A 24,545-nucleotide genomic window follows, 5' to 3' on the forward strand; every position below is an offset into this window, starting at 1 on the left:
CGCTCACTTGTTTTTCTTCGGCACGAAGCTCAAAGCCATCTGCCGGAACGTGTTGTTCATCAGAACGGCGGCCATGAGCATCACACCGATAATCAGGTTGGACCAGTTGCGGTCGATGTTGGTGAAGTAGATGCCCTGGCTTACGACCGCGAAGGTCAGCGCGCCGAGAAAGATCCCGGCGACCGAACCGAAGCCGCCGGTGAGCAGCACGCCGCCCACCACGATCGAGACGACCGTATTGAAGATGTAGTTCATGCCCCCCGAGACCTGCGCGGAATTGAACAGGATGGCGCCGCACATTCCGACGAAGGAGGCGGCCGTGCTCGACAGAACGAAGAGGACGATCCTCAGCCGGTCGGTCGGAATGCCGGCATTGCGTGCGCTGACCTCGTCTCCACCCATGGCGACGATCCAGTTGCCGTAGCGGGTCGCGTGCAGCACGAAACCAAAGACCACCGTCAGTGCCAGCCACCACAGGATGATCACCTGGAATTTGCCGTGGATGAGGTCGCCGAACACCGTCTTGGCCCAGGCGGGGGCGTTGAGCGGAACCGAAGCGGCCCCGGTCAGGATGACGGATCCGGCCAGCACGAGCCCCTGCACCGCCACCAGCGTGCCGAGGGTTATGATCAGCGAGGGCACGCTGGTGCGCACCGCCAGGAGACCGTTGACCAGCCCGACGAGGACGCCGATGGCGAGCACGCCGAGCATGCCGATGACGATTGGCAACTCGTAATAGCCCGAGAGAATGGCGATCGTCATCGAGCCCGCCGGGATCATCGCGCCGATCGAGATATCGAGCTCGCCTGATATCATCAGAAGGCCGACAGGCAGGGCGACGATACCGAGATTGGCGGCGAAATTGACCCAGCTTGCCGCGCCGAAGAGCGTACCGAGGCTGACGCCGCCAAAGGCGACATAGAAGACGATCACCGCGACGAAGCTCAACACGGCGCCGAATTCCGGGCGGCGTACGAAGTGTCCAATGGAAAAGCCGTTCATCTCTTCGCCCTCACTTCTTCTTTTTCGCGGCGTAGGACATCGCCATCAGCCGGAACTTGTCGTTCATCATCACGGCGAGCAGCAGGAGCGCCCCGATGATGACGCTGCCGAGATTCGGGTCTATGCCGGTGAAATAAATGCCCTGATTGACGATCGCGAAGGTGAGCGTGCCGAAGACGATGCCCACCACCGATCCGGCGCCGCCGGTCAGAAGCACACCGCCGATGACCACGCACATGATTGAATTGAAAATGAAGGATTGCCCGCCGAGCACCTGCGCGCTCTGGTAGACGAGCACTTGGCTGACGCCGACGAAGGCGGCGGAAAAGCCCGACAGCATATAGAGGGCGATGGTCAGTTTGTCGGTCGGAATACCGGCGTTGCGGGCCGAGACCTTGTCGCCGCCGAGAGCAAAGATCCAGTTGCCCACGGGCGAGATGTGCAGCAGGCAGAAGAACCCCACCGCAAACAGAATCCACCAAAAGATCGTCACCTGGAACATGCCGCCGATAAAATCGCCGAGGATCGCTTTGACGGTTGGGCTTGGCACCAGCGATACGCCGGTGCTGCCGGCGATCAGCACGGTGAAGCCCAGCGTCAGGCCCATGACGGCGAACATCGAGCCGATGGTGACGATCAGGGACGGGACGCGGGTGCGGTTGACGAGATAACCGTTGAAAAATCCGACGATGAGCCCGACGCCCAGGCCGGCGGAAATCCCGACGATTTCGGGAAAGCCGTAATGGCCGGAAAGGATCGCCACCGTCAGTGATGATGCCGGGATCACCGCGCCGATCGAGAGGTCCATTTCGCCTGCGATCATCAGGAGCCCGATCGGCAGCGCAACGATGCCGATCTCGGCGGCAACGTTGAGCCAGCTCGCATAGCCCGCAGCGGACAGGAAGACCTTGCCGCCCAGCAGGGCGAAGAAGACGAACACCGCAATCAAGCCCAGCAACGATCCCGCTTCGGGGCGTCGGGAAAGCTGACCGATGGTCGCTTTGGCATGGCCGCCCGAAGCAGCCGACGGGGCGAGGACATCGTTTCTCGCGTTCATTTGACACCACCAATAAAGCCGCATGACCGGTAAGGGTCGGCGCTTCTGAAAGAATGGAAGCTGCCCGCGTGAGGGGCAGGCAGCTTCACCACGTTCGGCCGATCCCTTACCGGGCGCCGGCCTTCACGCCTGCCAAGGTGGCATCGACGTTGGACGCGTCGATGACGCCGGGGCCCGTCAGGATTTCGCGGGTCGGCACGGTGAGGCCGTAATTGACGTTGCCGTTCAGGATTGAAACCGCCAGATAGCCCTGCAGGTAACCCTGCTGGTCGATCGCACAAAGCTGGCTGCCACTCTTGATGTTGTTCAGAACGGTTTCATCCATGTTCATGCCGCAGACCTTCACCTGTCCGGCTTTGCCGGCCTGCGTCACGCCGTTGACCGCCGAATTGGTATCGACATTGCCGATCGCGAAGACCGCCTTGATCTCCGGATGCTGCAGCAGATGCGCCTTCAGCGCCTGTGCCACGGCAGTTGCCGAACCGAATGACGTGGCGGGCAGCGGCAGCGACGAACCGGTGCCGCCCCCTTCGGTCACGCCGTCGGTCATACCTTTGCAGAAAGATTCGATGTTTGCCGCACCTGGAAGCGTGTTGAGGCAGACGGCGTTCTTCAGGTCATGCTTGGCGAAGTAGCTGCCCGCAGCCTTGCCGGAGAGATAGTCGTTTGAGCCGACATAGTTCATTGCACCGAGGCGATCGGCGGCTTCGATGCCGCCGGCATTATAGATGATCAGCGGAATTTTCTTGTCGACGACCGCTTTGAAGGCGGGGTCCATGGCCTCCGGCACCCAGTCCGGGCCGACGATCGCATCGGCGCCCTGGTCGATGGCCTGACGGATCAGCTCGGCCGCATCGACGCCGAGATTGTCGTAGTTCTGCGGCCCGAGCCAGACGACCTTGCCGCCCTGGGCTTCCGCGACCTTGCCGGCATCCTCGGCGCCACGCTTGACGATCGACCAGAACGGATCGTCCGGCTTGCCGCCCACAACGAAAATGTTGGCGGCCATAACGGCCGTGGCAGTGCAGGTCACGATGGCAGCAGCCGATATGGTTGCCGCGAGGCGGCGTAATCTAGTCATCTCAATCTTCCTCCCGTGGCCCGCCTCCCTGGCGTGGCCGTGAAGAGAAACATATCACCGCTTGAAATTCTCGAAATGTGAAATCATACTAAACATGCATAAAGTATCACAGAGTATCAATCATAATGATACGAACGCTGTGGACGATGGAGGGAATAATCATGCGGCGGCCAACCATATCCGATCTTGCCAAGGAGGCCGATGTCTCCATTGCGACCGTCAATCGGATCCTGGCCGGCACCGCCTCCGTCAAAGGCACGACCGTGCAGCGCGTCCAGGCGGCCGCGGAGCGGATCGGCTTTTACGGCGCCGGGGCAATCGAGGACCGGCTGCGGAAGTCGGCGCCGAAATACCGGCTTGGCTTTCTGCTGCAGCAATCCAGCCGCGAGCTCTACCAGCTCTTCGGCAAGAAGATTGTCGAGGCGTGCCGCGCCAGGCGCGATGAAGTCATCGAGCCGGTGGTCGATTTCGTGGATCTGCTGACGCCGGAGAATATTGCCGGCCGGCTCAAGGCGCTCGGCGCAAATTGTGACGCCGTCGCCGTGGTCGCCGCCGATCACCCGGTGATCGCCCAGGCCATCCGCGATTTGCACGACAAGGGCAAGCCGGTCATTGCCTATATTACCGACCAATCCGCCCGCGAACGGGCCGCTTATGTCGGCGCCGACAATTGGAAAATGGGGCGGACGGCGGCATGGCTGATCTCGAACATGACCCACGGACCGGGGCGGATTGCCGTCTTCATCGGCAACCACCGTTACCAGTGTCAGGACGTCTCCGATGCCAGCTTCCGCTCCTATGTGCGCGAACACGCGCCGCATCTGACCATCGAGGACAGCCGTCCCACGCATGAGGAGCCGAACGAGGCCTACCGGATGGTCAAGGAATTACTGGCGACGACGGATGACCTCACCGGCATCCTGATCGTCGGCGGCGGCATTTCCGGGGTCTTGCGGGCGCTGAGGGAAGTGCCGCAGGAGCGGCGCCGCAGCATCCGCCTCGTCTGCCGGGACATTGGCCCGGAGACGCGAAAAGGCCTGTCAGAGGGGATGATTACCGCGGCTCTCTGCCATCCGCTAGAACAGACGTCCACGGCGCTGGTCGAGACGATGATCGAAACGATCACGCAGGGTGCCTCGGGCGGCACTATCCAGCGGACCATTACTTTCGAAATCGTGACGCCCGAGAATATCTGAGATGACAGCCGCAGCGTTCGCCGCGACTGGAAAGCTGGCCCGGGCTTATCAAGGGCCGATCCGCGCGGCGTCTCAGATGTCGACGACAAGGCCCTTGGCTTTCAGCACCGGTGCCAGATTGCTGACCTCGATGACCGATTTGCCCGCCTTGTAGGCGGCGATATAGCCGGCTTCGGCATCTTCGCGAGCCTGCGAAAGCCGGGCGGCTTCCTGCGCTTCCTGCCTGCGCACCACCACCAGTCCGTCGGCGTCGCCGACGATGATGTCGCCCGGATTGATGGTTTCGCCGCCGACGATGATCGGGTCGTTCACCGCCGCAATGGTTTCCTTCACCGTGCCCTTGATGCAGACGCTGAGCGAGAAGACGGGGAAACCGAGTTCTCTGAGCTGCAGCGTGTCGCGTACGCCGGTGTCGGTGACGAGGCCGCCGATGCCTTTGGCAATGCAGGCATTGGCGAGTACATCGCCGAAGGATCCTGCTTCCTCGTACTCGCCCGCCGAGACAACGATGATATCGCCGGGCTTCGCGTAGTTGATGGCGAGCTGCAGCATGATGTTGTCGCGCGGCGCGCATTTGACCGTGAATGCCGGACCGCACAGTTTCATGCGGTAGTCGACGGGCTTGAGGCGCGAGGAAAGCGCGCCGCGGCGTCCCTGGGCCTCGTGGATCGTCGCCGGCGAAAATTTCGAAACGGCCTCGATGTCAGCTTTGCTGGGCCGTTCAGCGATGTCTTTTATATGAATCATGGGTGCCTCACATCGTTGGTAGACGGCGGGCAAATCCCGCCGTCTTATCTCGGTTGAATGTCTTCGGGAGGTTCCGAGACCGGTCGGTCTACGGGATCGGGTCGAATTTCAGCTGCGCGAGCGGCACGACTTTGTCGGTGCGGGTCATCTTGTACTCGGTGTTCGGGCCGAGCCACTTGTCCCAGATCTTGTTGATGTCGCCTGAAGCGTCGAGCTTGTGCAGGATTTCGTTGATCTTGGCCGTCAGCGCCGGCTGATCCTTGGCCATGCCGATGCCGATCGGCTGGTAGAGCATCGGCTCCTCGATCATCCGCATTTCCTTGCCCTTGCTCTTCGATTCATTGACGAACTTGGTCGTCGTCATGGTGTTGGCGACCATGCCGCGCGCCTTGCCCTGCTGGACGGCGAGGTAGGCCGAGGCGGTATCCTGGAAGGTCAGCGGGTCGGATTTGTTCAGCTTGATCGACATTTCCGAGGTCGAGCCCTTGGTCGAGGCGATGCGCTGGCCTGCATAATCGGCCTTCGACTTGCCGGCATCGTCGGCCGGCACGATCAGCATCTCCTTGGCGAGATAATAGGGATCGCTGAACTGGATCTGCTCGGCGCGGCTCAGCGTATAGGCAAGGTTGGCAACGGTGATGTCGACCCGGCCGAGCTTGACCTCCGGCACGCGGGCTTCGACCGAAACCGGCTTGATCTCGGCCTTGACGCCCAATTCCTTGGCGATGGCGCCGCAGAGATCGACGTCGAAGCCGGCCATTTCGCGGGTCTTCGGATCCGGCGAAGCGAAGGGAGGAACGTCGGCGAACGTCGCGCAGCGCAGGGTCTTGGCCGACATGATGGTGTCGAGCTGATCGGCTTTCGCGGGCAAGGCGGCTGCCATGCCGGCGAATGCGACGGTGAGGCTTAGGTATTTCCACTTCATTGCTGTTCTCCTTTGTTTTTAATGGTTAGGTATCAATGCCTGAGATCAGCGAGGAACCGCTGAGCCCGGGGATGGGTCGGATTGCTGAAGAAGTCCTCGGGGCTCGCCGTTTCGATGATCTGGCCGGCATCGATGAACCAGATCCGGTCGGCGACATCGCGGGCGAAACCCATTTCGTGGGTGACGCAGAGCATGGTCATACCTTCGGACGCCAAGCTCTTCATGACGGCGAGCACCTCCCCGACCATTTCGGGATCGAGCGCGCTCGTCGGTTCGTCGAACAGCATCACCGGCGGATCCATGGCGAGGGCACGGGCGATCGCCACCCGCTGCTGCTGGCCGCCCGACAGCTGGCCGGGATAGGCCCGGGCCTTGTCGGCAAGCCCGACACGATCGAGGAGCTTGAGCGCCTTTTCGTGTGCGACATCGGGCGCCACGCCCTTCACCCGGATCGGCGACATCGATACGTTTTCGGCGACCGAAAGATGCGGAAACAGGTTGAAGTTCTGGAAGACGAAGCCGATCCGGCTGCGCATCGCGTTGAGTTGCCTCGCCCGCATCGAGGCGTGAATGTTTTGCCCGTCGAGCGCGATCGACCCGCTGTTGATCTCCTCGAGGCGATTGATCGTGCGGATCAGCGTCGATTTTCCCGAGCCGGACGGTCCGCAGATGACCACGACCTCGCCGCGCGCCACCTCAGCATCGATGTCCTTCAGGACCGGATAGTCGCCGTAGCTCTTGCAGACCTGCGAAAGCCGGATCGTCTGCGATTCCTGCGTTGAAACGGACATGGTCATAGCTGCTCCGATACGATTTTCGACGGCGTGACCACGGCGGCGGAGACGTTGAGAAGTCCCGCACGCCGCCGCGTGATGCGCCGCTCGAGGCGATTTGCGAAGTAGGTCAGCGTCCAGCAGATGGCGAAGTAGACGATCGCCAGGATGAGGAAGACCTGGAAGGGCTGCGTCAGCAGCTGGTTGTTGACCTGGCTTGCGGCAAAGGTCAGGTCCGGCACGTTGATCACGTAACCGAGCGTCGTATCCTTGATCGTCGAGACGAAGGTCGAGAGGATGCTCGGGATCATGTTGTAGAGCGCCTGCGGCAGGATGATGTAGCGCATCGCGCCGATATAGCTGTGGCCAAGCGCCCGCGCCGCATCCATCTGGCCGGGACCGAGCGCGACGATGCCGGCTCTGACGACTTCGCTCAAAAACGCGCTCTGATAGACCACGAGCGTCGTCAGCATGGTGACGAAGCTCGGCACGTCGGCGCCGGTCAGCAGCGGAACCAGGAAATAGCTCCACAGGATGAGCATCAAGAGCGGCACGCCCCTGGTGAAATAGACAAGAGCGGTGACCGGCGAGCGCAGCAGCGGCGATTTGGAGAGCCGCGCCATTGCAAACAGGATGCTAATCGGAAAGGCGAGAGCGATGCTGAGCGCCGACAGGATCAGCGTATTGGCGAGCCCGCCGAGCGGTCCGTTCGGATATTGGCCGATCAGGAGCAGCAGCCAGTAGTCGCGGACGATGGCGATCATGTCCTGGATCATGCACGCGCACTCCTGGCAGGATCGGCGCGCATCGACAGATAGGCGCCGATGCTCATGATCACGAGCGAGAAGAAGAGGTAGAGAACCGTGCCGATCAGGTAGATCTCGAAGGTACGGAAGCTGAGGTTTTCGATTTCCTTGACGGCATGCGTCAGTTCCGACGCGCCGATGACCACGGCGAGACTGCTGTTCTTGAACAGGGAGACGCTGTGATTGATGAGCGGCGGCAGCGCGTTGCGCACGCCCTGCGGCATGATGACGAAACGCATCGCCGAGACGTAACCATGGCCGAGAGCGCGGGCTGCCTCCATCTGGCCGGGACCGACCGAGCGCACGCCGGAACGAAGATCTTCGCTGAAATAGGCTGCCTGGCAGAGCCCGAGCCCGATCACCGCAAAGATCGCCTCGGCATTATGACTTGCGAGCCATGTCGCGACCCCGTTCGGCATCAGGGTGAAAATCCCGAAGTACCAGAGCATCAGCTGCACCAGCGTCGGGACGTTGCGGTGGTAGGATACGTAAGCGGCGACCAACGGATCGCCGAAACGAAAGGGCGACAGGCGTATACCGAGCAGCAGAAGTGCGAGCGCCATCGCCAATGACCAGGATCCGGCATAGATGATGAAGGTCATCTCGATGCCATGCAGCAGCATGGCAGCATATTCGGGATTTCCGAGGATTGCCGAAAGGTCGAAGCCGCTCACCGCGTTGGCTCCCCGGACGGATCCGTATTCGACTGCGGCCGTGCGGTCTGCAGGCCGCCCATGACCTGCAGCGTCGGCGTGATCTCCATATGGCCGATATTGACGGCGACGGGAGCCGATATGGCGAAAGCGATCGCGTCGGCGATATCGGTGGCCTGCGGCAGCTCGAACCCGTCGATGAACCGTTCCCGAATGCTCGGATCATCGCCGTGGACGTGGTTGAAAATGTCCGTGGCGACCCGGCCGGGGCAAATTTCCGTGACCCGCACCCGCTTGCCGAAAGCATCGATGCGCAGTTGGTTGGACAGCATGCTCACCGCAGCCTTGGTGGCGTGGTAGGACGAGTTGCCGCCGAAATTATAGGCTCCGGCGATCGACGAGATGTTGATGACGTGGCCGCGGTCGCGCGCCACCATGCCCGGCACGACCAGACGGCAGATGTGCAGAACGGCCCGCAGATTGACGTCGACGATGAGATCGATATCGCCCTCGTCGGCTTCCAGGAACTTCTTCGGCCGGTCGACGCCAGCATTGTTGACGAGAATGTCGAACTCCACCCGGCCGGCGAGCGCGGCGATCGCCGGCCGGTCGGTCACATCGATAGCATGGGCAATGCAGCCCGTGCGTTCGGCCAGCTGTTGCAGCGCTTCAGCGCTGCGGGCAACGGCATGGACCTCGATATTCTCCCGGCGGAGCCGCTCAACCACGGCTGCGCCGATCCCGGAGGATGCGCCGGTCACCAGTGCGGTCTTGTAGTCGGAGAATGGCATTGTCGTTCCCTTGTTGTTGATGGAGACAGTAGCGAAGCTTTAACCCCTTGCCTAAGACCGATTATCTCTGGAGCAATAAGCAACGGTTATGGAGCAGGCGCGGTCTGCCGAAGAAGAGAAAGCGGCGATGCCGGTATTCTCTCGCGGCCTCGCGCGCCGCGTTGCAAAAGCAATACGCCTCTCCAAACATGCCGTCCGCAGATCAGAATGGTACCCCGATCCCCATGGACATCAGACGCCTCAAATCTTTCATCGTGATCGTCGACAGCGGCAGCATCACGCGAGCGGCGGATCTCTTGCACATCGCCCAGCCGGCTCTCAGCCAGCAGCTCGCGGCGCTGGAAGAGCATTTCGGCCAAAAGCTCTTGATCCGCAGCCAGCAGGGCGTCAGCATGACCGATGCCGGGCACGCGGTATATCGCCATGCGCAGATCATCCTTCGGCAGATGGAACAGGCGCAGGCCGATGCATCGGCGGCGGGCAATTCGCTTGCCGGGCGCGTCTCGGTCGGCCTGGTGCCGTTCAGCAGTGCGGCGACGCTCTCCGTCGATCTGCTCGCGGAAACTCGGAAGCGACATCCCGGTATTCTGCTGCACCTGACCGAAAGCGTCGGCCAGACCTATAGCCAGATGATCATGAACGGCCGGCTGGAGATGGCGCTTCTGCATGGAACCGGACCGATCAAAGGCGTGCGCTTCGAACCGATCCTGAGCGAAGAGTTTTTCCTGGTCGCCCATCGCGACTTTGGGATCGAAGCGGATGCGAAACCCGTTGCGGTCAACGCTCTCGACGGCATCCCGCTGCTCCTGCCGCCGGCCTATAATTTCGTCCGCCGCGCCGTCGATACCGCCTTCACCCGCACGCGCACCAATTTGAAGGTCGTGGCAGAAGTCGAAATCGTCCGGACGCTGGCCCGTGCGGTCGGCTGCGGCCTCGGCGCGACGATCATGCCGAAGGCGATCGCCGATCGCATCGTCTCGGAATCGAGCGAGCCGCTGATCTGCCGGCTCGTCTCACCCAGGATCGAGGAAACGCTGTCGCTTTGCGTTTCCGACCAGAACCCGCTGTCGGAACCGGCGCTCGCCGTCCGGGACATCCTTCTCGAACTGACGGCGCGGCTGAAGGATTAACGCTGCCGGTCAGCGCATATCCTTGCAGAACTCAGCGATGCGTGCACAGCCTTCGCCGAGTTTTTCCATGCTCGTCGCATAGGAGATACGGAAGAAGGGGCTCATTCCGTAAGCCGCGCCTTGCACGGTCGCGACATGATGTTCGTCGACCAGCGCCATGACGAAGTCGACGTCGGTCTCGATCTTGCGGCCGCCCTTGCTGGTCTTGCCGATCAGCCCCGAAATGTTGGGATAGATATAGAAGGCGCCTTCCGGCCGATGGCAGCGCAGCCCTTCCACATCTGACAATTTATCGAGGACGAAATCGCGTCGCGTCTTATAGATCCCGGCACGCTCTTTCAGCAGGTCCTGAGGCCCGTCGAGCGCCGCGGTTGCCGCGGCCTGGGTGAGCGTCGCGATGCCGCCGCCATTTTGTCCATTGACGTTGCTGACGGCCGAGATCAAGTCCTTCGGCCCGGCGCAGAAACCGAGCCGCCAGCCGGTCATTGCGTAAGCCTTGGAGACGCCGTTCATCGTCAGGACACGATCATACAATCTCGGCTCCACTTCCGCGATCGTGCAGAACTGGAAGTCGTCATAGACAAGGTGTTCGTAGATATCGTCGGTCATGATCCAGACGTTGGGATGGCGCAGCATCACCTCGGCAATGGCGGCCATCTCCGCCCGGGAGCAGGCTGCCCCTGTCGGATTGTTCGGGAAATTCAGGAAGAGCCATTTGGTGCGCGGCGTGATCGCCGCCTCCAGATCCTCCGCCCGCAGTTTGAAGCCGGTCTGCTCGTGGCAGGGGACCGCGACGGGCACGCCGGCGGCGAATTTGACGATATCGGCATAGCTGACCCAGGAGGGCGTCGGAATGACGACCTCGTCACCCGGATTGCACGTTGCCAGCATGGCGTTGAAGATCACCTGCTTGCCGCCACCCGAAACAACGATCTGGCTGGCATCGTAATCGAGATTGTTGTCGCGCTTGAACTTCTTGATGATGGCCGCCTTCAGCGCTGGCGTACCGTCCATCGGCGGATATTTCGTATCGCCTGCCAGTGCCGCCGCATGAGCCGCCTCGATCGCGTGTACCGGTGTAGGGAAATCCGGCTCGCCGGAGGAGAGGCTGACGACCTTGATCCCCTTGGCGGCCAGTTCTCGGGCGCGTTGGGTCATGGCGGCGGATGCGGATATGGAGACGTTTTTCAGGCGGTCTGCGATGACGGACATCGGAGTGGTCCTTCGAGGTGAGATTGGGGTAACAGACCGCCGGCAGGCGATCAGGATTGCGTCAGTCGGCGAGTTCGGCGGCGGGAGCGAGCGTGGCGCCGGTGGCTTCGACCTCGCCGCGGACGATGCCGGCAAGCTCCAGGGCGCCGGGGGTGTCGCTGTGAACAAGAATGGAGCGCGCCGGCATGGCGATGACGGCTCCGTCGATGGTTTCGACGGTTCCTTCGAGGAGGAATTTTCGGACGCGGGCGCGCACGGCGGCTTCGTCCTTGACGAGGGCGCCAGCAAGCCCGCGGGCGACAAGTCTGCCCTCGGCGTCATAGGCCCGGTCGGCCAGGAAAAGCGCCAGCGTCTTCAGGCGCGCACGCTTGGCCGCCCGCTGGATCTCGCTGCCTGGCGTAACAAAGACGACGAGATTGGCGTCGACGGTGGCGATCGCATCCATCATCAGGTCGGCAAGCACAGGATCGCGATTGACCATATTGCCCATGGCCGCATGGAAGGAGATATGGGAGACGAAGACCCGCTCGGCTCTGGCGATCGCCGTCAGCGCGCCGAGCTGGTAGAGCATCTGCTGGCGAAGCTCGTCCGCCGGGAAGGCTATTTCCCGCCGGCCGAAGCCCAGCCGGTCGGGCAGACCGGGATGGGCGCCGACGCCGACGCCGTTCAGTTTCGCCAGCCGCACCATGCGCCCCATCGTCTCGGGGTCGCCGCCGTGAAAACCGCAGGCGATATTGGCCGACGAGACGATTTTCATCATCGCTTCGTCGTCGCACAGCCGGTAGGGACCAAATCCTTCGCCCATGTCGGAATTCAGATCAATCTTCATCAGTTCCTCCTTTTGACGGCGGTTATCGCTGCTGGCATGGCCTAGGCCATCGCCTTCAGGGCGCGCTTGACCATTCCAGATGTCTGCCTGACATCCTCGACATAGCGGGCGACGGCCTGTTCCACCGCGCGCGCTTGCGCATGCGTCGAGCGGACGAATTTCAGGCGGGCGCCGATGCGGGCCTGCCCGAGCCGCCAGAGGTCGCACTCGATCACACCGGCGATCTTCGGATAGCCGCCGGCGGTGTTCGCATCGCTCATCTGGACGATCGGTTCGCCGCCGGGCGGAACCTGGATCACGCCGGGCACGACGCCGTGCGAGCGCATCTCGATGGAGGCGGTCGGCGTGATCGGCTCGCCGGACAGACGGTAGCCCGTGCGGTCGCTTCGCGAGGAAATCCTCCAGGTCTGGCTCCAGAAGGCTTCGCCGTCTTTAGCGAAAAGATCATGCTCGCCGGCCGGCAGGGCGCGGATCGGCAAGATGCCGTCGACAGGTGCCGGGAAGACTTCGCCCATGGCTACGGCCGGTTCGACGACCGCGAGACCCGCAGCCGGCAGCATGGAAATCTGCTGGTCCTCGCCGACCGCAATCCGATCGCCCTTCGCTAAGGGCCGGCCGGCATTGCCGCCGAAGCCGCCGCGCAGTGACGTGCTTCGCGACCCCATGACGACAGGAATATCAAGCCCGCCTCCGAGCGAAATATAGGAGCGCGCCAGCCGCGGCGGCTGCTTGAGCTCGAGAACCTGTCCGGGCTCTGCCGTATGGGCGCACCAGGAAATGAGTTCCGATCCATTGAGACTGAGGTGGCCGTCGGCGCCGGTCGCGGCAAATACGGTACGCCGCTCGAAACGCAGGCTGAATGGGAAGGTCTGGACCTCGATTACCGCCGCATCCTCGTCATTGCCGACGAGAATATTGCCGATCCTGACCGCAAGCGGATCCATGGCGCCGCTCGCCGATACGCCGATGTCGCGATAGCCGGGGCGTCCGAGATCCTGCACCGTGTTGAAAGGGCCGCTTTCCCCAATCTCGATCATAGCTCGATCCTTTCCGGCAGGAACCGCACCGTATCTCCCGGCGCCATCATCGCGGGGGTCGGCGACGTCGGGTCGAACATCTCAAGTGACGCGAAGCCGATGGAATTCCAGCCGTTGGGGCCGGTCAGCATGGCGACGCCGGTCTGCATGCCGCCGATGGTCACGCAGCCCTTCGGCATCTTCAGCGATGGCACGGTCTTTCGCGGCATGTAGATGCGTGGATCGAGACCATGCAGATAGCCGAAGCCCGGCGCGCTTCCTAAGGCGAAGACTCGATAGGTGGCTTCATGATGGATGCGCACGACCTCGCGGTCGTTTAAGCCCGAGAGATCGCAAAGGGCCGGAAGGTCAGTCGCATGTTCGCCGCCGTAATGGACGGGGATCTCGACGGTCTTGCCGTTGAGATCGATGCTCCGGGCGTTCTCCCATGCCTCCAGCAGCCGGGCGACCACCGCATCGGGATCTTCGGGCGTCTCCTTGAAAATCACCAGCAGGTTGGTCATCCCTGGAATATCTTCTGCAAGGTCCGCCCAGCCCTTCACCGTCTGGGACAAGGCCCAGATCCGCCGTTGCGCGACGAGATCGAAATCGCCTGGCGCCTCGAGCAGAAAGGATCTGGCGCCGATCGAGGAAACCCGCGCCCGGCTTCGGGTGGCCGGAACGATCTCGCGTTGCGAGGTATGTCTGTTCGTGGTGGCAATCATGATGGCAGCTCGATTTCGAACAGAGGGTCACCGAAACTGACCAGGGCGCCGGGTGCTGCGAGCAGCCTCATCAAAACGCCGGAACGGCCGGCGCGAAGGGGAAGCAGCACATGCCCTACCCTGACGAAGCCGATTATATCGGCGGCGGATACGGAGCGCGGCAGATTTCCGGGCACGGCCGGGGCGGCGGGATGTTCGGCGCAGAAATGCCCGGCCATCGTCGCCTTCACGACGACAGGTGCTGGACCTGGAGCGCGGAGCGTCGCTTCTTCTATGCCGATCCGGGCGCCCCCTTCCCCTGACATGACGATGCGAAGCTGCCCGCCCGGCAGGGAGATTTCGAGGCCTTCCACTCCGGCGGCCGTCAGCGCGTCGGTGAGGAATGCAACGGTTGCGGGATCGCTGAAATCGATGGCGCTCATGCGGCCGTCCTCCGCAGCTTCAGCCATTGCTCGAGATAATGGATATCGGTCTCACCGCGTGCGAATGCGTGATCCTCGAACAGGGCGCGGAGGAAGGGGATGTTGGTGGCGATGCCTTCGATTTCGATACCGGCAAGCGCCTCGCACATTCTTGCCATCGCTTTTGCCCGCGTCGGCGCGTGGACAATCAGCTTGGCGATCAGCGAGTCGTAATAAGGCGAGACCCGGTAGCCTGGATGAATGTGCGTATCGACGCGGATGCCCGGCCCCTGCGGCAAAGCCAGATGGGTGACGACACCGGCCGACGGCATGAAGGTGTCGGAATCCTCCGCGTTGATGCGGCATTCGAAAGAGTGGCCTTCGCAGGTCACCTCGTCCTGGATAAGGTTGAGAATCTCGCCCTGGGCCGCCTTTATCTGCGCCTGGACGATATCGATCCCGCTCGTCAGCTCGGTGACGGGATGCTCGACCTGAAGGCGGGTGTTCATTTCGATGAAATAGAACGCACCGTTCTCATAGAGGAATTCGAAGGTGCCGACGCCGCGGTAGCCGATCTGGCGGCAAGCCTGGACGCAGGCCATGCCGACCGGCTGAATAATTTCGGGCGCGATCCCGGGCGCTGGCGCCTCCTCCACCACTTTTTGATGGCGGCGCTGCATCGAGCAATCCCGGTGTCCCAGCCACACGGCATTCCCGTGGTCGTCGCAAATGACCTGGACCTCGATATGGCGCGGATACTCCAGGAATTTTTCCATGTAGAGCGAGGGCGAGCCGAAGGCCTTGCGCGCCTCTTCCCGTGTCAGCGCGATGGCTTCATGCAACTGGTCGGCTTTCGGCACGACGCGCATGCCGCGCCCGCCACCGCCGCCAGACGCCTTGACGATGATGGGATAGCCGATCTCCAACGCGATGCGCTCGATTGCGGCCGGCTCGTCGGGCAGCGCGGTGTCGGGACCGGGAACGCAGGGGACGCCGGCCGCCAGCATCGCCCGCTTCGCCGCGATCTTGTCGCCCATGGTGGCGATCGATGCAGCCGTCGGGCCGATGAAGACCAGCCCGGCCTTTTCAACGGCGTCGGCGAAGGCGGCGTTTTCCGACAGAAAACCGTAACCGGGATGGATGGCGCCCGCGCCGGTCAGGCGAGCGGCAAGAAGGATGGCATCCTTATTGAGATAGCTTTTGCCGGCAGCCGAGGGGCCGATGCAGAGAAAACTGTCAGCGGTCTCGATGTAGGTCGCTTGCCTGTCGGCCTCGGAGCAGATGGCGACCGTCTTCAGGCCGAGTTCGCGGCAGGCGCGCTGAATGCGGACGGCGATCTCGCCGCGATTGGCGATGAGGACGGTATCGAAACGGCGCCCTGAGACGGCGGATTGTTCTGGTGTTTCCGGCATCAGGCGATCTCCGCCAAGAGGTCGCCGGTTTCGACCTCGCCATTGTCGACTTCGGTCAGGTGCGCGATGCGCCCGGACCGCGGCGCGGCGATCGTGTTGAAGACCTTCATCGCCTCGATGATGAAGAGGGTCTGCCCCTCCTCCACCGCGTCACCGATCGCGACGAACGGCGGCTCCCCGGGCGCCGGTCCCCGGTGCAGAACGCCGAAGACAGGCGCCTTCACCGCATGGGAGGTTTTCTCGACGCTCGAATGCGCATCGGAGACGAGGCGTGCAGCCGAATCCGGCTTCTGCGAGGGCTCGGCAACAGCTGCCTCTGCCAGTGACGTGCGGAAAATCCGAACCGTCACGTCCTTTTCCGTCACGGTCAGCTCGGTAATATTCGATCGTCCGACAAAGTCGATCAGCGTCTTGATCTTCGAGAGGTCCATGTGCGTGCTCGGAATTTCAAAATTCCACCGCGCAGACCTGAAGTTTCAGATCGCCCGGTGTCGTGATTTTCGTAGCACGACGTATGGGCTGATGGGGTCAGACGAAGTTTTGATGGAGCGCAATCGGCGCTTATGGGAAGTATCGCCGAATGCCCTTGATGGCAGCCGGAGCGGTTGAGATGAAATATAAATCCGTGGCAGAGCAAAGCGGTTTTGGAAACCGCCCTCCGAGATGATTCACGTTTTGTAGCCCCTGACTTTCCGTGGCAGCGCCGTGGAGGTGATTGGTAAGTCGTTGACCATATATAGCCCGCAACTGAGCAATCTCTCCCTATACGACCTTTAATCCCGGTTGAGCATCTTGAAACTTGCCGTTCAATCTTATGGCAACCCACAAGTCTGTCCCGGTCGGAGCGCTAATCGGAGGCTTAGCTACCACCGACAATACCTCATCGGTACTCGTAGAAGAGTCAGTGATAGCTATTTTGAAGACCTCATCGCCGCCGTGTTCGTCGGTAGATACGTATACCTCGATCGTTTCTTTACTAAAGCCACGGCCTATTAGTCTGAAAGGCGTATCAACAAGTAACGGAGCAAGCACCTTCCTCGTGTCGAAACTGTCAATTTCAACTTCCGGTTTGCAATCGGACATATTTGCCTCCCTGTCCATCCTGTGCGTAGATCAATCATTGTCGCCCGGTCTGCGAGGTATAAATCCGCCTGATCTTGACATCACGCCACCGGAGCGGGACAAGGCACCGCCCGATCTGGACATTCCGCCGCTCGCCATTCCTCGGGGATCAGCCGAAACCTCGGCCGAGATCAGGATTTGCTCAAAGGTTCCCGTTTCGGCATCTAGCCTCATCGAGAGATCGCCCTTGTCATAGGTCCAAACCCTCATATCCTTGGCGAGAGCTCCAATTTGGGAACCGAGGCCCGTTCTGGCACTCGAGCCAGGGGACCGAGACAATCTGTCGTAGCCGAGATCGCTCGGCGCGGGATCGTCGGGATCCGCGCCGGCGCCATGGACAACGAAGATTGCTGGCCGACCCAGTTCCATGAAAGCGCCCTCGAAAGAGAATGCATAGATTCGCGCGAGAACTGCGTTGTCCGCACCAAGCTGACGCCTCAGGAAATTATTCTTTCCTACTTTAGGTATACCCAAAGGCCCGTAAACGCTGCCCCTAAGAATCAGATCACTCAGTGGGCGCCCGAACAGATATACCGCTGATACGCCGAGTAAGGTTTCATTGTCTGCCACTTCCCCCTCCATCTACCTGGTTATTGACTGCTCATTGATCTCGACAGCAGAACTTGCTCGCGAAAGGTCATCTTCGGAAGCTTCAGATTATCTCTGGGCAGTAATGTCCGCGCAGAGTGGACGTGACTGTGATGCTCGCCGCCTCTGAGGTGCGGGCCAGCGTGCAGCTCACCAATCGCGCGTCGACTGAAGTTTCTGCTGATGATCCGTGCGAACTGGCCGCCACTTTCGTCCTGATCGATCGCAAGCATCGTTCTCGCGACGTCGCCGTAGTCGAGAAAGTCGGGAGCGAGAGTCCACAAGGTTTCCGCCAGATACGTCCCGACGATATCGCGTGCGTCGAGCAGTGCTTCGACAAACCCATCAGCGTTCTGCGCAAAAGCACGGTTGAAAGCATGCTGCACCGGCGCCTCGGCTGCCGAATCGAACTCGGCAATATCTGCGAGATCTTCAACGGCATGCGAGATCAAGCGGCGCGCCACGAGGCTCTCATGAAAAATGTCGACGAGGATGTCGAATATCGCGCCGGTGAGCGGTTGCGAGAGTTCGTGCTCATCCTTCCATCCGTGCGCGAATTCGGCCATCGTCCGTTTGTTGTTTGCCGAGCGTATCTGGCGATGCGGCGAAAATTCCGAAAAGCGCGACAGACGGTTTGCGAGGTACAGGTTACCGCGCGTCTCCGCGAGAACATTGTCAATCACGGACGGAAAATGCATGGCCGCGATCAGCGACACGCAGTCGGAGAACGCCTCCTGAAAGCCAAGATATTCGGGATACTCGGTTCCCGGGCGCGGCACGCCCAAGATGCTGAAGATGACCGCGTGCCCCACCTCATGCGCGATGACGTCGAAATCCAGGCTGAAGGGAAGAACGCGCCCGTCGTTCTCGAACTGGCTCCCAACTTCGAGGAAACCATAGCCGTATTGTGCATTGTCCCATTGCGGCAGGATCGAGATTTCCAGGCGGTCATAGTGATCCCGAAAATGCCAGATGAGCGGCTGGCCGAGATAGCGCTCCCATACATCCAGTGTGAACCGCACGCATCCAAAAATATGCGCGGCTTCGAAGCCAGCCATCGAAGGTCGGAGATAGTCGAAATTGCCGCACTCGTCGGGGGTGGCGGGCTCGAGGATTTTTCCCGTCCAGGGCGGAAGCGACATGTACGGCGTGCCGAGCGGCCCGCGATTCACACCGTAAGGACCGGTCTTGCCGACCGGCTCTACAACGAACATGCGATCATCGGCCGGGCCAGCTGTCAGGCTACCCAACGGCGACGAAACTTCCACGATCTCGGGACGAGATCTAGCATCTTCAAATGGAGGCTGTACATAAAGTCTGAACCGGGCGCCCATCCGCTCCCCCTCAAAAGACTATTATGATTGCCAGTTTAAGTTGACCATCGGCGCTCGTGGGAATTTTAGCAAGTAATAAAATAGAATTACAAATAACCCGCCAAATGTAAGGGGCGTTATTCAGACCGCTCAAGCAATCCCGAATAGCGGGGGTGATCGCGAATGGAATCGAGGTCGGAATCATTCTTGAACCACAGCCGCATCTCTGCCCCGACTTGAGGCATCCAAGCCTCGAGCACGTCGATCGCTTGGTCAATTTCGCCAAGCAGCGCATATGTGCAGGCGGCGTTATATTGAATGTTTATGTCGCTGGGATCAGTCGCCAGGGAGCGGGCCAACCACTCCAATGCCCGATCTCGGATACCGAGAAAGGCCAGCACGGTCGCACCAAGACAGGCAACATTGGCATTCTCCGGATGTCGCCGTAGTTCGTCCTCAGCCTTTTTTATCGCGATTCGAGCATAGCTCTCGGCCCTGTCCAGCTGCCCGAGTGACCGAAAGACATTCACGAGCATGGTCGGCGCGCCATAGTCTGCAGGCTTGATTTCAGACGCGCGCACAAAGTACGTCGCCGCTTGCTCAAAATGGCCATCGGTAACGCAAAACTCTGCATAATATCGATTGGCCTCGTGGCAATCGGGGTCGAGCGATAAAGCTCGCTCGAACGAAGAAACCGCCTCGGCGCGATTGCCGGCGACCGCCAACGCAAACCCCTTGGCCGCATGGGCCTCTGCCAGATTGGGATCGATAGCGAGCGCCTTCGCTGTGTTCGCGAGAATGTCCTCTACCGGAATCCGCATACCAAACTGAGACCGAAGGCGGGAATCGCAGACCGCGATTCCCGCGTAGGCGCGAGCATAGTCCGGATCCAATTCTATAGCTCTCGCGAAGCTCTGTCTGGCCATGAGATGGTTTGAGCGCGAGGCAATGTGATAGTACTCGCGCCCCCTCAGGAAGTGCGTATACGCTTCGACGCTCTCCGTCGGCGCCTGCTCGATTGCCTCCCTTTCCTCCGGGAGCAGCTTGACCTTTAGTTGCTCGACAATTGCCTTCGTGATCTCGTCTTGCACTTCGAAGATATCGGTCAGGTCGCGGTCGTAACGTGCGGCCCAGACGTGGCCGTCGCTGGCAGCGTCGATCAATTCAGCATTGATCCTGACGTGGTTTCCCGCCTTGCGGACGCTGCCCTCTACGATATAGGCAACCCCGAGCTCCCTGGCGATGCGCTGCAGGTTCTCGCTCCGGCCCTTCCATGTGAAGACAGTGTGGCGGCTCAGCACAAATAGGCCTGAAACATTCGATAGATCAGTGATGATGTCCTCGGTGATGCCGTCACTGAAAAACTCCTGGGCGGCGTCGTCGCTGATGTTGGCAAATGGCAGGATTGCAACGGATGGCTTGTTGACGGGCGCCCGCGTATGGCCGCTTGCGACAGAGGGCACCTCTGCGCCGGAGGCGACGTTGCCCCAATCGGCAAAATAGACATGCACCGGACGGGAAATGTTCTTGACGGTCTTTTCGCCCTGGTCTGCGAAATCGAGGCCGAGTTTGTTTCCGACTTCGTGCCGCACAGCCGCCGAACAGGCAATGCCGCCCGGTGCTGCAAGGGCTTGTAGCCGGACCGCCACATTAATGCCGTCCCCATGAAAGTCATCCGCATCGAAGACGATGTCGCCCAAATTCAAGCCTATTCGAAACGCAAAGTGCCTGTCGGCTGGAAGCCCCATGTTACGCTCCAGCATGCCGCGTTGGATTTCGACTGCGCATCGTGCAGCACTCAGCACGCTACCGAACTCGACGAGGAAGCCGTCACCCATCACCTTGATGATACGCCCGTCGTGGGTCGTGACAGCTGGTTCGAAAAGCTCGCGGCGATGCTGCCGAAGGGCTTTAAGCGTCTCCTCTTCGTTTGCCTCCAAGAGACGGCTGTACCCCACCACATCGGCGGCCAGGATGGCCGTCAATCGTCGCTCGACAAGCTCTGCACACATGCCCGTCTCCCCAACGTGCTGGTGGCAATACTATGCAATTCGAGAAAGCTAGCCAGTAATGTTGCCGGACGAACGTATTACTGACAACTAGAATCTGCCTCTAGCTCGTAAGAACCTTCGGAGCCGCTTGATTTGAGTGCAGCTTCAAAATTGATAGTGCGGCCCCTCATTACGCGAGATCGCCGGTGCCGGCATCAAGTCTTCGCAGCGGCAACGCTCTCCCGCAGAATAAGCCTGCTGCGGATGACGGTGCGTACAGCTGCTGTATTTTGCGCCTGGCCGATGGCATCGAGCAGGAGATCGACCGCCGCGCGCCCCATCTCTTCCACCGGCTGCTCGATCGTCGAGAGCGGCGGTGAAGAGAATTCGCAGACTGGGGAGCCGTCGAAGGAGACGACAGAGAGATCATCGGGAATGCGCAAGCCTTTCCGCTTGATGCAACTGACAAATGAAATGGCCATGTCATCGCTGGTGGCGATCACCGCTGTCGGCTTTTCGGTCAGTTGCGCGAAATCCTCTGCCGCCTGCACGCCGATATCGAAACCGTGCTGATAATCGAGACGGCCGCCAGAGCGATGCACTGTCTCCTTTGATAGGCCAGCTGCCTCAAGCGCTTCGAGCAGGCCGCCATAACGCTCGACGTCGTGATAATTGCCTTCTGGCCCTGCCAGATAGAAGAATCGTCGATGACCCAGTCGGATCAGTTCGGCGGTCACGTCGCGCACTGCTTCGCGGTCGTTGGTGACCACGCTCTGCAGGCCGGCATCGCTCATGTCGAGCAGCATCGAGACGATCGGCAGGCCGGAACTCGCCAGCGAGCGCCCGTCGACCTCCGGAAGCTTCGACGACAGAATGATGGCGCCGCGCACGCTGCCGCCGAAGGCGAGGTCGAGTATGTGCCGCTCGGAAATCTCGTCGCGATCGAGGTTGGCGATCATCAGGTTGTAGCCGCCCTGGATCAGCGATTTGTTGATGCTTTGCAGCACTTGCGGAATGATCTGCGAGACGCCGTAATAGAGCGATCCCGGCAGGATGATCATGATGATGTTGGATTTACCGACCCTGAGGCCGCGCGCCATCGCATTGGGGGTGTAGCCGAGCTGCTTGGCCGCGGCATTGATCTTGGCGCGCGTCTTCTCGTTGACCCGTCCGGGATTGGCGAGCGCGCGGCTGACCGTAGAGATCGCAACGCCGGCAAGCCGAGCGACGTCGGCCATCAGCGCCCCCGATTGATCCTCTCCCGCCACATCCTTGTTTTTATTCACGTTTACTTCACTCTCTCGGATGCTTCGGTTTGCAACTGTAAGGCACCCAGCGATTTATAGCAAACGTTTGCCAAAAATCGCTTGCTTAAAAAACCAGCTTGATTATCATCTAGGCATGGCAAACGATTGCCATTTATTAACGCATTGAAAAATCGTGGCTTATTGGATGCGGAATTGCTCTTCCGCACCCGGTGGGTCATGCCTTGAGAAATGGACAGGTTATGGCTACTGGCGACAGGCTCCGCTTCGGCGTCGATCTCGTGACATTCTTCCATCCTGGTTTCTGGGGGGTCGATAGCCATGACGCGATCGTCGCCTATGCGCGCGCCGAACCGCGCGCCTTCTGGGACAAGCTCCTCGACAGCGTCCAGGCCGCCGGCGTCACCGGGGTCGAGCTGACCTTCTCTCCCTTCAACTGGCAGGATGCGATCAAGCCCTATGGTTCCGTCGATGCCTTCGCCGCCGAGCTGACAAGACGCGGGCTGACGCTGTGCAGCGGCTTTTTCGCGGAGCTGGAGGCGGCGGGCGACTTTGCCGAGCCCGAGGCCCAGCGCGCGCTGATCGACAAGGCGGAACGCTATGCCGACTTCCTGAAAGCCTGCGGCAGCGACATCATGGTGATCGGTGCGCCTTTGCGCCAGACGCTCGGCGCCCAGCCGGTGCAGTTCCATGATTTCGACCGCGCCAAGGTGATTGCCGATTTTCTGAACCGGCTCGGCGCGACCCTCCATGCCAGGGGCGTGCGGCTGGCGCTGCACACCGAGGCGCATTCGATCTTTGCAGGCGCGCGCGATGTCGATCTGATGATGCTTCTGACCGATCCGGCCTATGTGCATATGTGCCCGGACACGGCCCATATCATCGTTGCCGGCTCCGATCCCGTCCAGCTCGTCGATCGCCATCACGAGCGCATGATCATCGCCCATTGGAAGGATGCGATCGGGCCGATGCCCGCCGACACCCCGATCGACAGGCATATCCATGAACGCCACCAGCCGTATTTCTGCAGCTTCGGGCTCGGACGGGTCGACTGGCCGGCCTGGATCCGGCTGCTGCGCGACCGGTCCTATGAAGGCTGGGCAATCCTCGAACTCGATGCCGCGCCGGATCCCGTCCGCGACATCGCCAACGGGCTAACGCTCGTCCGGCAGGCGCTCCTGCCGATCTATCGTTGACAGTCACTCCCAAGACAACAAACGCCCCGCAAAGAGGGCATTTTTTCAAGAGGTGGAACGATGAAGACCATGATGAAACTTTTTCTGGCCGGCGTGGCATTGGCCGGTCTGTTCGCCTCGGCGCATGCCGAGGACAAACCGACGATCGAGATCATGTCGTCCTGGACGTCGGGCGGCGAAGCGGCAGCCCTCAACGTCATCAAGTCCGAGTTCGAAAAGCGCGGCGGCGTCTGGAAGGACTCCTCGATCGCTGGATTCGGGGCTGCTGACGCCGCCTTCCAGAACCGTATCGTTGCCGGTGACGCGCCCGGCGCCAAACAGGGCGTCATCGGTCTTGCCGCCGCCGATTTCGTCAGCCAGGGCCTGTTCAATCCGATCGACGACGTCGCTGCCGCCGGCAAATGGGCGGACGCCCTACCGAAATCGATCCATGATCTGATCTCCTATGAAGGCAAGGTCTATCTCGCTCCGACCGGCGCCCATGGCGAAAGCTGGGCCTTCTATTCCAAGGAAGCCTTTGGCAAGGCAGGCATTTCAGACGAGCCCAAGAGCTGGGACGAATTCTTCGCCGACCTCGACAAGCTGAAGGCTGCCGGCATCGTTCCGGTCGCCTGGGGCGGTCAGCCCTGGCAAGAGACCAAGGTCTTCAACATGATCCTGCTGTCGCAGGTGGGGATCGACGGTTTCCTGAAGATCTATGTCGACAAAGACAAGAGCCAGGCCTCCGTCGAAGGTGTGAAGAAGACCCTTGCAATCCTCGGCAAGCTGCGCGGCTATGTCGATGCGGGGGCTGCCGGCCGCAACTGGAACGACGCGACCGCCATGCTGATCACCGCCAAAGCCGGCGTGCAGTTCATGGGCGACTGGGCGAAGGGCGAATTCACCGTCGCCGGCAAGCAACCGGGCAAGGATTATGGCTGCATGATCGTGCCGGAATCCAACGGCATGGTCTATATCGCCGATGCCCTGTGGTTCCCCAAGACCAACAATGCCGGGACCGACAAGGCGCAGAAACTTCTCGCTGAAGTCGTGATGGACCCAGCCGTCCAAGTCGAATTCGCCCTCAAAAAGGGAGCGATTCCGATGCGCTCCGACGTCGACAAGACGAAACTGGATGTCTGCGCCCAGAAGGGTGCTGAGCTGATGGCCGCCGGCGCCATCGTACCGGATCAGGCGATCGTGCTCACCCCACAGCAGGTCGGGGCGCTCGACGATTTCGTCGATGAATATTGGAGCGGCGGCTCGGACGATGCGGCTTCGTCGGCCGAAAACTTCTTTGCCATCTTCGAGTAGGATCGTGACCGTGGCGTCGGC

General features: G+C 61.0%; 24 protein-coding genes. 4 read left to right on the forward strand and 20 right to left on the reverse strand.

The genetic code is table 11. The annotated features are described in order from the left end of the window. Nucleotides 1–3: 3 nt before the first annotated feature. The 3 genes from ATY29_RS18605 to ATY29_RS18615 all read right to left on the reverse strand — a co-directional run bounded on the left by ATY29_RS18605 (nt 4) and on the right by ATY29_RS18615 (nt 3,140). Nucleotides 4–1,002, reverse strand: coding sequence for an ABC transporter permease (locus tag ATY29_RS18605; RefSeq protein ID WP_097532988.1), 999 nt, complete (start codon nt 1,000–1,002; stop codon nt 4–6). A 10-nt stretch (nt 1,003–1,012) separates the two neighbouring features. Further along, nucleotides 1,013–2,059 (reverse strand): ABC transporter permease, encoded by a 1,047-nt coding sequence (locus tag ATY29_RS18610; RefSeq protein ID WP_097532989.1) that lies wholly within the window; start codon nt 2,057–2,059, stop codon nt 1,013–1,015. Nucleotides 2,060–2,165: 106 nt separating this feature from the next. Beyond that, on the reverse strand, nt 2,166–3,140 hold the full coding sequence (locus tag ATY29_RS18615) for a sugar ABC transporter substrate-binding protein (RefSeq protein WP_165779352.1): 975 nt from the start codon (nt 3,138–3,140) through the stop codon (nt 2,166–2,168). Between the two features lie 161 nt (nt 3,141–3,301). Between ATY29_RS18615 and ATY29_RS18620 the strand changes: the two genes are divergently transcribed. Then, the gene (locus tag ATY29_RS18620) at nt 3,302–4,336 is read left to right on the forward strand and encodes a LacI family DNA-binding transcriptional regulator (protein WP_097532990.1); all 1,035 of its coding nucleotides are present in this window, start codon (nt 3,302–3,304) and stop codon (nt 4,334–4,336) included. A gap of 72 nt (nt 4,337–4,408) precedes the next feature. Here ATY29_RS18620 and ATY29_RS18625 read toward each other — a convergent pair whose 3' ends face one another. The 6 genes from ATY29_RS18625 to ATY29_RS18650 all read right to left on the reverse strand — a co-directional run bounded on the left by ATY29_RS18625 (nt 4,409) and on the right by ATY29_RS18650 (nt 9,031). Then, the gene (locus ATY29_RS18625) at nt 4,409–5,083 is read right to left on the reverse strand and encodes a 4-carboxy-4-hydroxy-2-oxoadipate aldolase/oxaloacetate decarboxylase (RefSeq protein ID WP_097532991.1); all 675 of its coding nucleotides are present in this window, start codon (nt 5,081–5,083) and stop codon (nt 4,409–4,411) included. An 88-nt stretch (nt 5,084–5,171) separates the two neighbouring features. Then, nucleotides 5,172–6,008, reverse strand: a complete 837-nt coding sequence (locus ATY29_RS18630) for an ABC transporter substrate-binding protein (protein WP_097532992.1) — start codon at nt 6,006–6,008, stop codon at nt 5,172–5,174. A 32-nt stretch (nt 6,009–6,040) separates the two neighbouring features. Continuing rightward, the gene (locus tag ATY29_RS18635; protein WP_097532993.1) at nt 6,041–6,805 is read right to left on the reverse strand and encodes an amino acid ABC transporter ATP-binding protein; all 765 of its coding nucleotides are present in this window, start codon (nt 6,803–6,805) and stop codon (nt 6,041–6,043) included. Further along, nucleotides 6,802–7,557: an amino acid ABC transporter permease gene (locus tag ATY29_RS18640; RefSeq protein WP_097532994.1), complete on the reverse strand. Its 756-nt coding sequence runs from the start codon at nt 7,555–7,557 to the stop codon at nt 6,802–6,804. The genes ATY29_RS18635 and ATY29_RS18640 overlap by 4 nt, the downstream gene beginning before the upstream one ends. Continuing rightward, nucleotides 7,554–8,261 (reverse strand): amino acid ABC transporter permease, encoded by a 708-nt coding sequence (locus ATY29_RS18645; RefSeq protein WP_025417909.1) that lies wholly within the window; start codon nt 8,259–8,261, stop codon nt 7,554–7,556. The genes ATY29_RS18640 and ATY29_RS18645 overlap by 4 nt, the downstream gene beginning before the upstream one ends. Continuing rightward, nucleotides 8,258–9,031 carry an SDR family oxidoreductase gene (locus tag ATY29_RS18650; protein WP_097532995.1) on the reverse strand — a complete coding sequence of 258 codons (774 nt, stop codon included), beginning with the start codon at nt 9,029–9,031 and terminating at the stop codon, nt 8,258–8,260. The genes ATY29_RS18645 and ATY29_RS18650 overlap by 4 nt, the downstream gene beginning before the upstream one ends. A gap of 224 nt (nt 9,032–9,255) precedes the next feature. Here ATY29_RS18650 and nac point away from each other — a divergent pair, with 224 nt between their 5' ends. After that, a complete protein-coding gene (gene nac, locus ATY29_RS18655) occupies nt 9,256–10,161 on the forward strand; it encodes a nitrogen assimilation transcriptional regulator NAC (RefSeq protein WP_097532996.1) in 906 nt (301 codons plus the stop codon). 9 nt (nt 10,162–10,170) lie between these two features. Here nac and ATY29_RS18660 read toward each other — a convergent pair whose 3' ends face one another. From ATY29_RS18660 to ATY29_RS18715, 11 genes are all read right to left on the reverse strand, one after another. Further along, nucleotides 10,171–11,373, reverse strand: coding sequence for a pyridoxal phosphate-dependent aminotransferase (locus ATY29_RS18660; protein WP_097532997.1), 1,203 nt, complete (start codon nt 11,371–11,373; stop codon nt 10,171–10,173). Nucleotides 11,374–11,434: 61 nt separating this feature from the next. Then, nucleotides 11,435–12,202 carry a 5-oxoprolinase subunit PxpA gene (locus ATY29_RS18665; protein WP_003572203.1) on the reverse strand — a complete coding sequence of 256 codons (768 nt, stop codon included), beginning with the start codon at nt 12,200–12,202 and terminating at the stop codon, nt 11,435–11,437. A 41-nt stretch (nt 12,203–12,243) separates the two neighbouring features. Then, nucleotides 12,244–13,239, reverse strand: a complete 996-nt coding sequence (locus ATY29_RS18670; RefSeq protein WP_097532998.1) for a 5-oxoprolinase subunit C family protein — start codon at nt 13,237–13,239, stop codon at nt 12,244–12,246. After that, a complete protein-coding gene (pxpB, locus tag ATY29_RS18675) occupies nt 13,236–13,943 on the reverse strand; it encodes a 5-oxoprolinase subunit PxpB (RefSeq protein WP_097532999.1) in 708 nt (235 codons plus the stop codon). The genes ATY29_RS18670 and pxpB overlap by 4 nt, the downstream gene beginning before the upstream one ends. Next, nucleotides 13,940–14,365 carry a biotin/lipoyl attachment domain-containing protein gene (locus ATY29_RS18680; protein ID WP_003572195.1) on the reverse strand — a complete coding sequence of 142 codons (426 nt, stop codon included), beginning with the start codon at nt 14,363–14,365 and terminating at the stop codon, nt 13,940–13,942. The genes pxpB and ATY29_RS18680 overlap by 4 nt, the downstream gene beginning before the upstream one ends. Continuing rightward, entirely contained in the window at nt 14,362–15,756 is a 1,395-nt protein-coding gene (gene accC, locus ATY29_RS18685) for an acetyl-CoA carboxylase biotin carboxylase subunit (protein WP_097533000.1), read from the reverse strand. The genes ATY29_RS18680 and accC overlap by 4 nt, the downstream gene beginning before the upstream one ends. Continuing rightward, nucleotides 15,756–16,187, reverse strand: coding sequence for an acetyl-CoA carboxylase biotin carboxyl carrier protein (locus ATY29_RS18690; RefSeq protein WP_025417917.1), 432 nt, complete (start codon nt 16,185–16,187; stop codon nt 15,756–15,758). Before ATY29_RS18690 ends, accC begins: the two co-directional genes overlap by 1 nt. 682 nt (nt 16,188–16,869) lie before the next feature. Next, nucleotides 16,870–17,460 (reverse strand): hypothetical protein, encoded by a 591-nt coding sequence (locus ATY29_RS18700; protein ID WP_082366294.1) that lies wholly within the window; start codon nt 17,458–17,460, stop codon nt 16,870–16,872. Nucleotides 17,461–17,468: 8 nt separating this feature from the next. After that, complete coding sequence (locus ATY29_RS18705) at nt 17,469–18,800, reverse strand: gluzincin family metallopeptidase (RefSeq protein WP_097533002.1); 1,332 nt, start codon at nt 18,798–18,800, stop codon at nt 17,469–17,471. A gap of 116 nt (nt 18,801–18,916) precedes the next feature. Next, complete coding sequence (locus ATY29_RS18710) at nt 18,917–20,791, reverse strand: adenylate/guanylate cyclase domain-containing protein (protein WP_097533003.1); 1,875 nt, start codon at nt 20,789–20,791, stop codon at nt 18,917–18,919. Nucleotides 20,792–20,985: 194 nt separating this feature from the next. Then, entirely contained in the window at nt 20,986–22,056 is a 1,071-nt protein-coding gene (locus tag ATY29_RS18715; RefSeq protein WP_097533004.1) for a LacI family DNA-binding transcriptional regulator, read from the reverse strand. Nucleotides 22,057–22,277: 221 nt separating this feature from the next. On the opposite strand from ATY29_RS18715, the gene ATY29_RS18720 reads away from it, so the two are divergent. After that, a complete protein-coding gene (locus ATY29_RS18720; protein WP_097533005.1) occupies nt 22,278–23,231 on the forward strand; it encodes a sugar phosphate isomerase/epimerase family protein in 954 nt (317 codons plus the stop codon). Between the two features lie 60 nt (nt 23,232–23,291). Beyond that, entirely contained in the window at nt 23,292–24,524 is a 1,233-nt protein-coding gene (locus tag ATY29_RS18725) for an ABC transporter substrate-binding protein (protein WP_097533006.1), read from the forward strand. Nucleotides 24,525–24,545: the final 21 nt, after the last annotated feature.

Source organism: Rhizobium hidalgonense, from assembly GCF_002914525.1.
Lineage (GTDB): Bacteria > Pseudomonadota > Alphaproteobacteria > Rhizobiales > Rhizobiaceae > Rhizobium > Rhizobium hidalgonense.

What these genes read in the sequence shown, in the direction of transcription:
- ATY29_RS18605 (WP_097532988.1), bottom strand. Translation starts at nt 1,002, where the DNA reads ATGAACGGCTTTTCCATTGGACACTTCGTACGCCGCCCGGAATTCGGC.
- ATY29_RS18610 (WP_097532989.1), bottom strand. Translation starts at nt 2,059, where the DNA reads ATGAACGCGAGAAACGATGTCCTCGCCCCGTCGGCTGCTTCGGGCGGC.
- ATY29_RS18615 (WP_165779352.1), bottom strand. Translation starts at nt 3,140, where the DNA reads ATGACTAGATTACGCCGCCTCGCGGCAACCATATCGGCTGCTGCCATC.
- ATY29_RS18620 (WP_097532990.1), top strand. Translation starts at nt 3,302, where the DNA reads ATGCGGCGGCCAACCATATCCGATCTTGCCAAGGAGGCCGATGTCTCC.
- ATY29_RS18625 (WP_097532991.1), bottom strand. Translation starts at nt 5,083, where the DNA reads ATGATTCATATAAAAGACATCGCTGAACGGCCCAGCAAAGCTGACATC.
- ATY29_RS18630 (WP_097532992.1), bottom strand. Translation starts at nt 6,008, where the DNA reads ATGAAGTGGAAATACCTAAGCCTCACCGTCGCATTCGCCGGCATGGCA.
- ATY29_RS18635 (WP_097532993.1), bottom strand. Translation starts at nt 6,805, where the DNA reads ATGACCATGTCCGTTTCAACGCAGGAATCGCAGACGATCCGGCTTTCG.
- ATY29_RS18640 (WP_097532994.1), bottom strand. Translation starts at nt 7,557, where the DNA reads ATGATCCAGGACATGATCGCCATCGTCCGCGACTACTGGCTGCTGCTC.
- ATY29_RS18650 (WP_097532995.1), bottom strand. Translation starts at nt 9,031, where the DNA reads ATGCCATTCTCCGACTACAAGACCGCACTGGTGACCGGCGCATCCTCC.
- nac (WP_097532996.1), top strand. Translation starts at nt 9,256, where the DNA reads ATGGACATCAGACGCCTCAAATCTTTCATCGTGATCGTCGACAGCGGC.
- ATY29_RS18660 (WP_097532997.1), bottom strand. Translation starts at nt 11,373, where the DNA reads ATGTCCGTCATCGCAGACCGCCTGAAAAACGTCTCCATATCCGCATCC.
- ATY29_RS18665 (WP_003572203.1), bottom strand. Translation starts at nt 12,202, where the DNA reads ATGAAGATTGATCTGAATTCCGACATGGGCGAAGGATTTGGTCCCTAC.
- ATY29_RS18670 (WP_097532998.1), bottom strand. Translation starts at nt 13,239, where the DNA reads ATGATCGAGATTGGGGAAAGCGGCCCTTTCAACACGGTGCAGGATCTC.
- pxpB (WP_097532999.1), bottom strand. Translation starts at nt 13,943, where the DNA reads ATGATTGCCACCACGAACAGACATACCTCGCAACGCGAGATCGTTCCG.
- ATY29_RS18680 (WP_003572195.1), bottom strand. Translation starts at nt 14,365, where the DNA reads ATGAGCGCCATCGATTTCAGCGATCCCGCAACCGTTGCATTCCTCACC.
- accC (WP_097533000.1), bottom strand. Translation starts at nt 15,756, where the DNA reads ATGCCGGAAACACCAGAACAATCCGCCGTCTCAGGGCGCCGTTTCGAT.
- ATY29_RS18690 (WP_025417917.1), bottom strand. Translation starts at nt 16,187, where the DNA reads ATGGACCTCTCGAAGATCAAGACGCTGATCGACTTTGTCGGACGATCG.
- ATY29_RS18700 (WP_082366294.1), bottom strand. Translation starts at nt 17,460, where the DNA reads ATGGAGGGGGAAGTGGCAGACAATGAAACCTTACTCGGCGTATCAGCG.
- ATY29_RS18705 (WP_097533002.1), bottom strand. Translation starts at nt 18,800, where the DNA reads ATGGGCGCCCGGTTCAGACTTTATGTACAGCCTCCATTTGAAGATGCT.
- ATY29_RS18710 (WP_097533003.1), bottom strand. Translation starts at nt 20,791, where the DNA reads ATGTGTGCAGAGCTTGTCGAGCGACGATTGACGGCCATCCTGGCCGCC.
- ATY29_RS18720 (WP_097533005.1), top strand. Translation starts at nt 22,278, where the DNA reads ATGGCTACTGGCGACAGGCTCCGCTTCGGCGTCGATCTCGTGACATTC.
- ATY29_RS18725 (WP_097533006.1), top strand. Translation starts at nt 23,292, where the DNA reads ATGAAGACCATGATGAAACTTTTTCTGGCCGGCGTGGCATTGGCCGGT.